12 protein-coding genes are annotated in these 11,590 nt (G+C 71.4%); 7 read left to right on the top strand and 5 right to left on the bottom strand.

Features of this window, described 5'->3' with window-relative positions; all coding sequences use genetic code 11:
• Positions 1-107: 107 nt before the first annotated feature.
• Positions 108-995 (top strand): phosphoribosylaminoimidazolesuccinocarboxamide synthase, encoded by an 888-nt coding sequence (locus BN6_RS40015; protein ID WP_041315673.1) that lies wholly within the window; start codon positions 108-110, stop codon positions 993-995.
• Between the two features lie 73 nt (positions 996-1,068).
• Entirely contained in the window at positions 1,069-1,788 is a 720-nt protein-coding gene (locus BN6_RS40010; protein ID WP_015105582.1) for a DUF2334 domain-containing protein, read from the top strand.
• Here BN6_RS40010 and BN6_RS40005 read toward each other — a convergent pair.
• A complete protein-coding gene (locus BN6_RS40005; protein ID WP_015105581.1) occupies positions 1,710-2,321 on the bottom strand; it encodes an MBL fold metallo-hydrolase in 612 nt (203 codons plus the stop codon). The two genes, BN6_RS40010 and BN6_RS40005, sit on opposite strands and share 79 nt — an antisense overlap.
• A 112-nt stretch (positions 2,322-2,433) precedes the next feature.
• Between BN6_RS40005 and BN6_RS40000 the strand changes: the two genes are divergently transcribed.
• A complete protein-coding gene (locus BN6_RS40000) occupies positions 2,434-3,561 on the top strand; it encodes a trypsin-like serine peptidase (protein WP_015105580.1) in 1,128 nt (375 codons plus the stop codon).
• Positions 3,562-3,631: 70 nt separating this feature from the next.
• Here the strand turns inward: BN6_RS40000 and BN6_RS39995 are convergent, their stop codons facing one another.
• Complete coding sequence (locus tag BN6_RS39995; protein ID WP_015105579.1) at positions 3,632-4,600, bottom strand: NAD-dependent epimerase/dehydratase family protein; 969 nt, start codon at positions 4,598-4,600, stop codon at positions 3,632-3,634.
• Between the two features lie 168 nt (positions 4,601-4,768).
• Here BN6_RS39995 and BN6_RS39990 point away from each other — a divergent pair, with 168 nt between their 5' ends.
• The 4 genes from BN6_RS39990 (at position 4,769) to purL (ending at position 8,698) form a co-directional block, all read left to right on the top strand.
• Positions 4,769-5,296: a hypothetical protein gene (locus tag BN6_RS39990; RefSeq protein WP_231904870.1), complete on the top strand. Its 528-nt coding sequence runs from the start codon at positions 4,769-4,771 to the stop codon at positions 5,294-5,296.
• 236 nt (positions 5,297-5,532) lie between these two features.
• Positions 5,533-5,772 (top strand): phosphoribosylformylglycinamidine synthase subunit PurS, encoded by a 240-nt coding sequence (gene purS / locus BN6_RS39985; protein ID WP_015105577.1) that lies wholly within the window; start codon positions 5,533-5,535, stop codon positions 5,770-5,772.
• Positions 5,769-6,440 carry a phosphoribosylformylglycinamidine synthase subunit PurQ gene (gene purQ / locus BN6_RS39980; protein ID WP_015105576.1) on the top strand — a complete coding sequence of 224 codons (672 nt, stop codon included), beginning with the start codon at positions 5,769-5,771 and terminating at the stop codon, positions 6,438-6,440. The genes purS and purQ overlap by 4 nt, the downstream gene beginning before the upstream one ends.
• A complete protein-coding gene (gene purL, locus BN6_RS39975) occupies positions 6,437-8,698 on the top strand; it encodes a phosphoribosylformylglycinamidine synthase subunit PurL (RefSeq protein ID WP_015105575.1) in 2,262 nt (753 codons plus the stop codon). Before purQ ends, purL begins: the two co-directional genes overlap by 4 nt.
• Positions 8,699-8,843: 145 nt before the next feature.
• Here the strand turns inward: purL and BN6_RS39970 are convergent, their stop codons facing one another.
• The 3 genes from BN6_RS39970 to BN6_RS39960 all read right to left on the bottom strand — a co-directional run bounded on the left by BN6_RS39970 (position 8,844) and on the right by BN6_RS39960 (position 11,443).
• Complete coding sequence (locus tag BN6_RS39970) at positions 8,844-9,626, bottom strand: lysozyme (RefSeq protein ID WP_015105574.1); 783 nt, start codon at positions 9,624-9,626, stop codon at positions 8,844-8,846.
• A gap of 115 nt (positions 9,627-9,741) precedes the next feature.
• Positions 9,742-10,539, bottom strand: a complete 798-nt coding sequence (locus tag BN6_RS39965; protein WP_015105573.1) for a lysozyme — start codon at positions 10,537-10,539, stop codon at positions 9,742-9,744.
• Positions 10,540-10,621: 82 nt separating this feature from the next.
• Positions 10,622-11,443: an aldo/keto reductase gene (locus tag BN6_RS39960; RefSeq protein ID WP_231904869.1), complete on the bottom strand. Its 822-nt coding sequence runs from the start codon at positions 11,441-11,443 to the stop codon at positions 10,622-10,624.
• Positions 11,444-11,590: the final 147 nt, after the last annotated feature.

The following is an 11,590-nucleotide window of genomic DNA, read 5'->3' as shown; positions in this document are numbered from 1 at the left end:
AGGAGGGGCGGCGGCGTGGGTGTGAGCGGATCGGGGCGGGTCCGGGGGTGTGGGTGGGTGGTGGCCGTGGGGTGGGTCGGGTGGGGGTGGCCAGTAGGCTGCGGGCCGTGTCGAAGCTTGCTGACTACCGTCCCGTTGCCGCCGGCAAAGTCCGCCACCTGTACGAGGTGGACGCGGAGTTGCTGCTGCTGGTGGCGTCGGACCGGATCTCCGCGTTCGACCACGTGCTGGGCTCGGAGATCCCCGACAAGGGGCGCGTGCTCACCGCGATGAGCGTGTTCTGGTTCGAGAAGTTCGCCGACCTGGTCCCCCACCACGTGGTGGCCTGGGACGACCCGCGCATCCCGGCCGAGGTGCGCGGGCGGGCGCTGCTGGTGCGCAAGCTGGACATGGTGCAGGTGGAGTGCGTCGCGCGCGGCTACCTGACCGGGTCGGGGATCGTCGAGTACCGGGCGACGGGGTCGGTCTGCGGTGTGCCGCTGCCGGCCGGGCTGGTGGAGGCATCGGAGCTGGCCTCGCCGATCTTCACGCCCGCGACGAAGGCGGCGCTCGGGGAGCACGACGAGAACGTCTCGTTCGAGCACGTCGCCGGCGAGGTCGGGGCCGAACTGGCCGGGCGGTTGCGGGACGCGACGCTGGCGGTCTACTCGGCGGCGCGGGAGTTCGCGCGGTCGCGTGGGGTGATCCTGGCCGACACCAAGTTCGAGTTCGGGCTGGACGCTTCCGGCACGCTGGTGCTCGGTGACGAGGTGCTCACGCCGGACTCGTCGCGGTACTGGCCGGTCGACGGGTACGAGCCGGGCCGGGTGCAGCCGTCGTTCGACAAGCAGTTCGTGCGCGACTGGCTGACCTCGGCAGAATCCGGCTGGGACCGGGCGTCCGACACGCCCCCGCCGCCGCTGCCCGACGACGTGGTGGCGGCGACGCGCGCCCGTTACGTCGAGGCGTACGAGCGGATCAGCGGGCTGTCGTTCGCGGACTGGATCGGCGCGTAAGTTCGCGCGATCGGTCACCGCACGTCACCTGGCCGTCAAGCCTTCGCCATGACCGTGCGGCGCACTGGGTGGCATGGTCGCCACCCTCGTGGTTTCGCTGTCCGGCATCGGGCCGAGCACGCTCGCCCGGTGCGCCGACCTCGGTGCCGAGCTCGACCGGCGCTCGGTGCCGTTGTCGCTGCTGCTGGCCCCGCGCAAGTTCGTGCCGGGTGCGGCGCTGGACTGGGTCCGGGAACGCGTGCGCGGGCGGGACGCGCTGGTCCTGCACGGCTTCGACCACAGCACCGACCCGTGCCACCGGCCCGTGTCGCTGCGCCGGCGCGCCGAGTTCTCCGCCCTCCCCGCGCACGAGGCCGGGTTGCGGCTGGTCGCGGCGCGGGCCGCGGTGCACCGGCTCGGGCTGGCCACGGACGTGTTCGCGCCGCCGAGCTGGCTCGCGTCGCCCGGCACGGTGGTCGCGCTGCGCCGGCACCGGTTCGCGGTGTGCGCGGACATGGCCGGCGTGCGCGACCTGCGCACCGGGGACGTGCGGACCGGCCGGGTGCGGATGGTCGGTGAGCACTGGAGCCACCTGCTCAGCGTGGGCCGGGCGGCCCGGCGCGGCGGGTTCGTGCGGCTCGGGGTGGACGCCGCCGACCTCGACCGGATCGGGGTCCGGGACATGGTGCTGGAGTCGGTCGAGCTGGCCCTGCACCACGGGGCCGAGGCGGTGACCTACAGCTCCACGGACTCGCCGCGCGGCAGCACCAGGAACTCGGTGCCCTCGGGCGAGGTGCCGGCCAGGACCCGGTAGTACAGGTCCGTCCGGGCCAGGATCGCCTCGTGGATCGGCACGGCGACCCGGGGTGCCACGGCGGCCACGAACGCGGTCGCGTCGGAGAGCTTCATCCACGGCGCGGCGGCGGGCGCGGCCAGCACGTCGACCTTCTGCTCGGGCACGGTGAGCGAGTCGCCGGGGTGGTAGAACGCGCCGTGGTCGACCAGGTAGCCGACGTTCACCGGCACCTCGACGGTCGGGTGGATCTGCTCGTGCGGCGCGTCGACGACGTGCACGGACGCCCCGGCGATGGCCAGCACGTCACCCGGCCGGGCCGGGGTCGCGCCCTCCAGCTCCTCGGCCGAGTAGAGCTGCGCGCCGGGGTTGTTCGCGAGCAGGTCCGGCAGCCGCCCGGTGTCCAGGTGGTCGGGGTGGTGGTGCGTGACGAGCACCGCGTCCAGGCCGGTGACCTCCTCGAAGCCGGTCGACCAGGTGCCCGGGTCGAACAGCAGCCGGGCCGTCCCGGTGTCCACGAGCAGGCAGGAGTGTCCGAAGTGGACGATCCGCATCCCTTTGTCCCCTTTGTTGCGTTTTTCCGACGTTCGGCGGCAGACACCCGCCGGTGGCGTCCGGGAGCATCACTGGTTGTAACTGTCCCAGCTCACAACGTGAGGTGAACCAGTGCGAGGCACCCTGCGCCTCTTTGCTGCCGCCCTGCTCGTTGTACCCGTCTTCGCCGGAACCGCAACCGCGGCGGAGCACTTCGAGCAGACGCAGAAGGTCGGTCAGGACGAGGTCGTCTCGACCGTCCTGGGCGGCCCGTCGACGTCGACCACCGTCGTCCGGCCCGGCTCGTGGTACCTGAAAGCCCACTTCACCGGGCTCCGGCTGGTCGGCGGCGACGTGCTGACCGTCGCCAACCCGGCGGGCACCGAGTCCTACCGGTACACCTCGGACGTCCTGGCGTCCGGCACCGCGTCCAAGGACGCCACCGGGTTCTGGGCGATGTCGGTGACCGGTGACCAGGCCGTCGTGTCCATCAAGGGCCGTGACGGCGGACGCGCGCACCCGGCGTCGCGCGTGAAGCTCGACAAGATCACCCGTGGTTACACGGAGGCCGAGCTGGCGGCGTCGGTCGGTCCGCAGAGCATCTGCGGCGCGAACGACTACAAGGACGCCGTCTGCTACCAGACCAGCAACCCGACCGAGTTCGGCCGCACCAAGGCCGTGGCCAAGCTGCTGCGCAACGGCGGATCGCTGTGCACGGCGTGGCGGGTCGGCCCGAACAACAAGATGCTCACCAACAACCACTGCTTCACCAGCGGCACGGGCATCGAGGTGTGGTTCAACTACCAGTGCGCGACGTGCGGCAGCACCACCTCCGCGACCGTCACGAAGGTGCTGGTGCAGTCCGTGCTCAAGACCAGCACGGCGCTGGACTACACGCTGTTCAGCGTCACCAACTTCGCCGACATCAGCTCGTTCGGCTACCTGGAGCTGGACGCACGGGTGCCGGCGGTGGGCGAGGAGATGTACGTCATCGGCCACCCGGCGGGCAAGCTCAAGAAGCTGTCGCTGCGCGACGACCAGAACGCCGGCGGCTACTGCAAGGTCTCGGCGGTCCGGGTCAACGGCGACTCCGCCCAGTCCGACATCGCCTACCGCTGCGACACCGAGGGCGGCTCGTCCGGCTCGCCGGTGCTGTCCCGGCAGACCCACAAGGTGGTCGGCCTGCACCACTGGGGCGGCTGCCCGAACCAGGGCGTCCGGATCGACCTGATCGCCGCGCAGATCAACCCGGTGCTGTGATCAGACCGCGGCAACCGGACCGCGGTAGTCGAAACGCTGTGATCAGACCGCTGTGACCAGGTCGCGGTAGTCAGACCAGGGCGCTGAGCAGGGACTCCTCCTCGGCCGAGGAGAGGCCCGCCCGGCGCTGCCGGTCGAGGCCGAGATCGCGTTCGTGCTCCAGCGAGGCGAGCGCGGTCTCGGCGGTCGGGCGCAGCCGCAGGCCCGCGGCCAGCACCGGCCCGGCGTCCCGGAACATCAGCGCCTTGTGCGAGTCCGGCAGCCACAGCGGCAGGCTGCGCGGGCCGGACCACGGCACGATCTCCTGCTCCTGCAGGACCGCCTCCGGCACCCGCACCAGCTCGGTGCCCTGCGGCGCGACCGCGCCCGCGATCTCGCCGAGCACCAGGCTCAGCGGGTTGGCCGGACCGATCGCGTCGAACGTGCCGCCGGTGCCGTTCTCGGCGCAGCCGACGATCCAGTCGGCCAGGTCGCGCACGTCGACGTGCTGGGTGGCCTGGTCCGGCGCGTCCGGCACGGCCACCCGGCCGCCCCGGGACAGCCGGTTCGCCCAGTACCCGAACCGGTCGCTCTTGTCGCCGGGGCCGGTGATCAGGCCCGCGCGGACGATCAGCGCGCCGTCGTGGGCGTCGCGCACCGCGTTCTCGCTGGCGACCTTCACCGAGCCGTACCGGTCCGGGGTCTTCTCGGCGGTCGGGTCGTCCTCGAGCGGCGGGAGCGTGCGGGTGCCGCCCGGGGTGGCGTGGTCGGCGTAGACCGAGCAGCTGGAGACGAACGTCCAGTGCCCGGCGTCGAGGCTGCGCAAGGCGTCGCGGACCCAGGAGACCGACATCGTGGCGACGTCGACCACCGCGTCGAACGACTGGCCGACCAGCGGTCCGAGCCCCTCGTTCCGGTCGACGGGCACGTGCGTCGCGCCCTCGGGCACCGGCCCGCCCTCGCCGCGCGCCGCGCACACCACGTCGTGACCCCGCCGCACCGCCTCGGCGGCGATCGCCTTGCCGAGGAACACCGTCCCGCCCAGCACCAGGATCCGCATGATCCCCACAGTGGGCCGGATCGCCGCCTGCCGCCAGCCCGTACGCCCACAGCGAACGCCGCTCACCGGATTGCCGGGAAGCGCCGGACGTTGCTGCAACGTACGAACACACGTTCGAGTGGCCGTGCTCCGGTAGGGGTGGTGGGATGCCGATGCACCGACGTGACAGTGCACGCGTTCGTAGACGAATCCCGCCGCAACGACACGTACCTGCTGGCGGTGGCGGTGATCCAGCCCCAAGACCTCACCCGGCTGCGCAAGCACCTGCGCGGCCTGTTGTTGCCGGGGCAGCGGGAACTGCGCTTCCACAAGGAGAAGCCGGCGCGTCGCCGACTTCTCCTGGCGAGCGTGGTGAAGTTCGACTTCCGGGTCGACGTCTACCGGTCGGGTTGCCGGTCGAGCGAGGAGGCAGCGCGGCAGAAGTGCCTGGCGCGGGCGACCGGGGACCTGCTCGACCTCAGGATGGGCCGGCTGGTGCTGGACAGCCGCTCCGGCCGCGACCGGATCGACCAGCTCACGATCCAGCGCGTCCTGGCCGACCGGCCGCGCCGGGACGAGGTCGCCTACGAGCACTGGGACAGCACCAGCGAGCCGCTGCTGTGGACGGCGGACCTCGCGGCGTGGTGCTTCGGGGCGGGCGGCGACTGGGCCCGGCGGGCCGCGCCCGTGCTCGGCGCCGTGATCGACGTGAAGTAGCCCCGGGAAAGCGCGAAGCGCGGCCGCCCACCGTCCGGAGGGGTGCCGCGCTCACTTCCCCGACCTACTGGCCGAAGCTGACCAAAGGCTAGCAGAAGGGCTGGGAGGACTGGGCTTCACGATCGGGTGAATGCAGGTGAACGTGTGCCTCCCGCCACCTGTGAAGTCGATGAACACCCAGCTCAGGTAGGCTCTGCCAGTACCGCCAGCCACCTCCTACCAGGGAGCAGCCTGTCGTGGCCCGAGTCGTCGTCGACGTCATGCCGAAGCCCGAAATCCTCGACCCGCAAGGACAGGCGGTGGCCAACGCGCTGCCCCGTCTGGGTTTCGACGGAATCACCACTGTCCGCCAGGGCAAGCACTTCGAGTTGGAGGTCGCCGACGACGTCGACGACACCGCTCTCGCCAAGATCGCCGAGACCTTCCTCGCCAACCCGGTGATCGAGGACTTCGTCGTCAGGCGGCTCGACGCATGAGGGTCGGGGTCATCACGTTCCCCGGCACCTTGGACGACGTCGACGCCGCCCGTGCCGTCAAGTACGCGGACGGCGAGGCCGTCCCGCTCTGGCACGCCGAGCACGACCTGAAGGGCGTCGACGCGGTCGTCGTGCCCGGCGGTTTCTCCTACGGGGACTACCTGCGGGCCGGTGCCATCGCCCGGTTCGCGCCCGTCATGCAGGAAGTGGTCGAGGCCGCCCGCAAGGGGATGCCGGTCCTGGGCATCTGCAACGGGTTCCAGATCCTGTGCGAGGCGCACCTGCTGCCGGGCGCGCTCACCCGCAACGACAAGCTGCACTTCGTGTGCCGCGACCAGTGGCTCCGGGTCGAGAACAACCGGACCGCGTGGACCTCGCGCTACGACAAGGGCGCCGAGGTCCTGGTCCCGCTGAAGTCCGGCGAGGGCGGCTACCAGGCCGACGCGAACACGCTGCGCGAGCTGGAGGACGAGGGCCGCGTGGTGTTCCGCTACGTCGGCGGCAACCCCAACGGGTCGCGCAACGACATCGCGGGCATCTCCAGCGCGAACGGCCGGGTCGTCGGCCTCATGCCGCACCCGGAGCACGCGATCGACGCCCTCACCGGTCCGACCGACGACGGCCTGGGCCTGTTCCTGTCCCTGCTCGACGCGGTGGTGGGCGCATGAGCCTCGACACCGTCAAGAACGCCGAGGCGACGCCCGACCAGGACCAGCCGTACAAGGAGCTGGGCCTCAAGGACGACGAGTACACCCGCATCCGGGATATCCTGGGCCGCCGCCCGACGGACGCCGAGCTGGCGATGTACTCGGTGATGTGGAGCGAGCACTGCTCCTACAAGTCGTCCAAGGTGCACCTGAAGTACTTCAGCGACACCACCACCGACGAGATGCGCGCCAAGATGCTCGCGGGCATCGGCGAGAACGCCGGCGTGGTGGACATCGGCGACGGCTGGGCGATCACGTTCAAGGCCGAGTCGCACAACCACCCGTCCTACGTCGAGCCCTACCAGGGCGCGGCGACGGGTGTCGGCGGGATCGTGCGGGACATCCTGGCGATGGGCGCGCGCCCGCTGGCCGTGATGGACCCGCTGCGGTTCGGGCCGGCCGACGCGCCGGACACCCGGCGGGTGCTGCCGGGGATCGTGGCGGGCGTCGGCGGCTACGGCAACTGCCTGGGCCTGCCCAACATCGGCGGCGAGGTCGTCTTCGACGCCACCTACGCGGGCAACCCGCTGGTGAACGCGCTGTGCGTCGGCGCGATGCGGGTCGAGGACCTGCACCTGGCGCACGCGTCGGGCACCGGCAACAAGATCATCCTCTACGGCGCGCGCACCGGCCTGGACGGCATCGGCGGCGTGAGCGTGCTGGCCAGCGAGACGTTCGACGACACGGCCGGCAAGCGCAAGAAGCTGCCCAGCGTGCAGGTCGGCGACCCGTTCACGGAGAAGGTGCTGATCGAGTGCTCGCTGGAGCTGTTCCGCGAGCGCCTCGTGGTCGGCATCCAGGACCTCGGCGGCGCGGGCCTGTCCTGCGCGACCAGCGAGCTGGCCTCCGCCGGTGACGGCGGGATGCGCGTGCACCTGGAGCGGGTCCCGCTGCGCGCCACCGGCATGACGCCGGCGGAGATCCTGTCCAGCGAGTCGCAGGAGCGCATGTGCGCGGTCGTGCGGCCGGAGGACGTGGACGCGTTCATGGCGGTCTGCGCCAAGTGGGACGTCATCGCCACCGAGATCGGCGAGGTCACCGAGGGCGAGCGGCTGGTGATCACCTGGCACGACGAGGTCGTGGTGGACGTCCCGCCGCGCACCGTCGCGCACGAGGGCCCGGTCTACAACCGGCCGATCGAGCGCCCAGCGGACCAGGACGAGCTGGTCGCGAACACCCCGGACGCGCTGCCCAAGCCGGCCCGCGAGGACCTGCTGGCCCTGGTGAAGACGATGGCCGCGTCGCCGAACCTGGCGTCGAAGAAGTGGGTCACCCAGCAGTACGACCGGTACGTGCGGGGCGGCACGGTGCTCGCGCAGCCGTCGGACTCGGGCATGATCCGGATCGACGAGGAGACCAACCGGGGCGTGGCGCTGTCCACGGACTGCAACGGCCGCTACACCCGGCTCGACCCGTACGCGGGCGCGCAGCTCGCGCTGGCCGAGGCGTACCGGAACGTGGCGACCAGCGGTGCGACGCCGGTCGCGGTCACCAACTGCCTGAACTTCGGCTCGCCGGAGGACCCGGGCGTGATGTGGCAGTTCGAGCGGGCGGTGAAGGGCCTCGCGGACGGCTGCGTCGCGCTGGGCATCCCGGTGACCGGCGGCAACGTCTCGTTCTACAACCAGACCGGCGCGACGGCGATCCTGCCGACGCCGGTGGTGGGCGTGCTCGGCGTGATCGACGACGTGCGCCGCCGCATCCCGACCGGGGTGGGCGCGGAGGCCGGCGAGACGCTGGTCCTGCTCGGTGAGACGCACGCGGAGTTCGGCGGCTCGGAGTGGGCGCACGTCGTGCACGGGCACCTGGGCGGCGTGCCGCCGAAGGTCGACCTGGCGCGCGAGAAGCTGCTCGGCGAGGTGCTGGTGGCCGGGTCGCGGGACGGGATGCTCTCCGCCGCGCACGACCTGGCCGAGGGCGGCTTGGCGCAGGCGCTGGTGGAGACCTGCCTGATCGGCGAGACCGGCGCGCGGGTGTTCCTGGAGGGCGACCTGTTCACCGAGCTGTTCAGCGAGTCCGCGGGCCGGGCGCTGGTCGCCGTGCCGCGCACGGAGGAGCTGCGGTTCACCGACATGTGCACGGCGCGCGGTCTGCCGTGGCGCAAGGTCGGCGTGGTGGACCCGGAGTCGCGCTCGCTGGAGATCCAGGAGCTGGGTCAGCTCGACCTCGACGAGCTGCGCGCGGCCTGGGAGGGCACCCTCCCGGCCCTGTTCGACTGAGTTCTGTTCGACCGAGTCCTGTTCGGCTAAGTCTTGTTCGACTGAGTCCTGTTCGGTTGGGCACTGGTCGACCGACGTGGAGGCGGGTGGTCGGGGAGCTTGCGGAGTGCTCCCCGACCACCCCTTTCCGGTGCGGGCGGACGCCTCAGCCGTTGGCCAGCGCTCGGAGCCGGTCGGCGGCCCCGTTGAACTGGTTCTGGTCGATCGGTGCCGACGAGTACTGCCAGAACGTGTGGTAGCCCCAGTTGTAGGGCAGTGTGCCGACACTGGACGAGTAGCGCGCCACCCACAACGGGTTGGTCGAGCTGAAATCGCCGGACGCGCACTGGTTCCACCAGCTCGTGGACGTGTAGATGACCGGCCAGCGCCCGGTCCGGGCCTGGTAGCGGTCGCTGAACGAGCGGATCCACGCCACCATCGACGCCTTCGACAACCCGTAGCAGGTGGCCCCGTACGGGTTGTACTCCATGTCCAGCGCCCCGGGCAGGGTCTTGCCGTCGCGCGACCACCCGCCGCCGTTGTTCACGAAGTAGTCCGCCTGGGTCGCGCCGGACGACTTGTCGGGCAGCGCGAAGTGGTACGCGCCGCGGATCATGCCGACGTTGTAGGAACCGTTGTACTGCTGGGCGAAGTACGGGTTCCGGTACGTGGTGCTCTCGGTGGCCTTCACGTAGGCGAACCGCTTGCCCTGGCCCCACCAGTGGGCCCAGTCGACGTTGCCCTGGTGGCCGCTGACGTCGATGCCGTAGACGACGGCCTGGGCCGACGGGTCGGCGTCGAGGGCGATCCGCCGGTCGCCGCCGCCTTCGTGCTTGGCGATCTGCGAACCCATGGCGTGGTCTTCGGGGACGACGGGCGCGGCGGTGGCCGGGGTGGCGAGGGCGAGGGCGGCGACGACCGCGGTCGCTCCGGTGAGCAGGGCTTTCATCGCAAGGCACCTTTCGAGTCAGTGCAGGGTGGCGACTCGATACCGCAGTGTGCCGCTGTGCCAACCGGATAGCCAGTGTTGCGGTTAATTGTTCACCATCGCGGGGTGGCACGGGTTACCCCAGCGCTATCTGGAGCAACTGGTCGTAGTTGCCGTTGAACAGGTTCTGGTCACCCGGGAACAGGCCCGCGGCCTGCCACTGCCAGATGGTCTCGTAGTCCCACCCGTTCGGCAGGGCGCCGAGCTGGTCGGCGTAGTGCGCCACCCACAGCGGGTTGGTCGACCCGAACGTCGCCGTCCAGCCGACGCACCGGTTCCACCAGTTCGTGGACGTGTAGATCGTCGGGTACCGGCCGGTCCGCTCCCGGACGCGGTCGCTGAACCCCTTCACCCACGCGCCCATCGAGTCCTGGCTCATGCCGTAGCAGGTGTCGCCGTAGGGGTTGTACTCCATGTCCAGCGCACCGGGCAGGGTCTTGCCGTCCGCCGACCAGCCCCCGCCGTTGTTCACGAAGAAGTCGGCCTGCTCCCAGCCGGCGGACCGGTCGGGCAGTGCGAAGTGGTACGCGCCGCGGATCATGCCGACCTGGTAGGAGCCGTCGTACTGCTGGCTGAAGTGCGGGTTGCGGTAGCCGGTGCCCTCGGTGGCCTTCACGTACGCGAACCGCGCGCCGTCACCCCAGGCGCGCCGCCAGTCCACGTCGCCCTGGTGGCTGCTCACGTCCATGCCGGGCACCCGGCCGTCGGGCAGGCGCGCCGCGCGTGACCTCGTCGTCCCCTCGTGTTTGGCGATCTGCGAGCCGGCGTAGTGGTCCGCGGCGCCTTCCGGCAGCGCGTGTGCCGCCGGTGCGATCACCAGCGTGATCACCACCGCGCCGAGTTGTGCGGTCAAGGTGCGGAGTCGATGGGTCATCGACGCCCCCAATGAGCCTAGGCGATTGGTGCATCCGGACTAGATCTTCGAGCCTTTCGTCCGGTTCCGCATCCGGGGGCTGTCACCCGTCCAGCCGCTTGAGCTCCTCGTCGGACAGCTCCAGGTGCACCGCCGCGGCCGAGTCGCGGATGCTCTCCGGCCGGGATGCACCGGGGATCGGCACGACCGCCGGCGACTTCGCGAGCAGCCACGCGAGGCACACCTGCTGGGGGCTCACGCCGTGCGCCCGCGCCACGTCCGCGAAGACCGCGAACCGCGACCCCAGCTCACCGGCCGCGCCGATCCCGCCCAGCGGGCTCCACGGCAGGAACGCGATGCCGCGCTCCGCGCACAGCTCCAGTTCCGGCTCGGAGGACCGGTAGGCCGGCGAGAACTGGTTCTGCACCGCGGCGAGCCGCCCGCCCAGCACCTCGTCGGCCTCCAGGATCTGCGCGGGGTCGAAGTTGGACACCCCGGCGTGCCGGATCTTGCCCGCGTCCAGCAGGTCGGCCAGCGCGCCGACGGACTCGGCGATCGGCACCTCCGGGTCGGGCCGGTGGAACTGGTAGAGGTCGATCGCCTCGACCCCGAGCCGGCGCAGCGACGCCTCGCACGCCGCCTTCAGGTACTCGGGCCGCCCGTCGAGCCCCCACCCGCCGCCGGCGGTCCGGGTGTGGCCGCCCTTGGTGGCGACCAGGACGCCGTCGACGCCTTTCAGGGCGTCCGCGATCAACGTCTCGTTGTGCCCGAAGTCGTGCTCGTCCGCCGAGTACGCGTCGGCGGTGTCGATCAGCGTCACCCCGGCCTCGACGGCGGCCCGGACGGTCGCGACGGCCCGTTCGCGCGGCGGCCGGCCCTGCCCGGACATCGGCATCCCGCCCAGTCCGATCGCACTGACCCGCACGTCCCCAATCCGGCGCTGCCGCATGCTGTGCCCACCTCTCGTCTGGATGCGTCCACCAGCCTGCGCCAGGTGCGGCGGGCTGTCCATCAGAGGGCGGCCGGGTGGTCAGGTGCGCGCTCGGCGCAGCTCTTCGAGCGCCCGCTCGGC

This window comes from Saccharothrix espanaensis DSM 44229 (genome assembly GCF_000328705.1).
Lineage (GTDB): Bacteria > Actinomycetota > Actinomycetes > Mycobacteriales > Pseudonocardiaceae > Actinosynnema > Actinosynnema espanaense.
The sequence above is the reverse complement of the archived record's forward strand: the minus strand, read 5'-3'. Positions and strand labels throughout refer to the sequence as shown.

Coding starts and splice junctions, on each gene's coding strand:
- BN6_RS40010 (WP_015105582.1), top strand. CDS start 1,069: ATGGTCGCCACCCTCGTGGTTTCGCTGTCCGGCATCGGGCCGAGCACG.
- BN6_RS40005 (WP_015105581.1), bottom strand. CDS start 2,321: ATGCGGATCGTCCACTTCGGACACTCCTGCCTGCTCGTGGACACCGGG.
- BN6_RS39995 (WP_015105579.1), bottom strand. CDS start 4,600: ATGCGGATCCTGGTGCTGGGCGGGACGGTGTTCCTCGGCAAGGCGATC.
- purQ (WP_015105576.1), top strand. CDS start 5,769: ATGAGGGTCGGGGTCATCACGTTCCCCGGCACCTTGGACGACGTCGAC.
- purL (WP_015105575.1), top strand. CDS start 6,437: ATGAGCCTCGACACCGTCAAGAACGCCGAGGCGACGCCCGACCAGGAC.
- BN6_RS39970 (WP_015105574.1), bottom strand. CDS start 9,626: ATGAAAGCCCTGCTCACCGGAGCGACCGCGGTCGTCGCCGCCCTCGCC.
- BN6_RS39965 (WP_015105573.1), bottom strand. CDS start 10,539: ATGACCCATCGACTCCGCACCTTGACCGCACAACTCGGCGCGGTGGTG.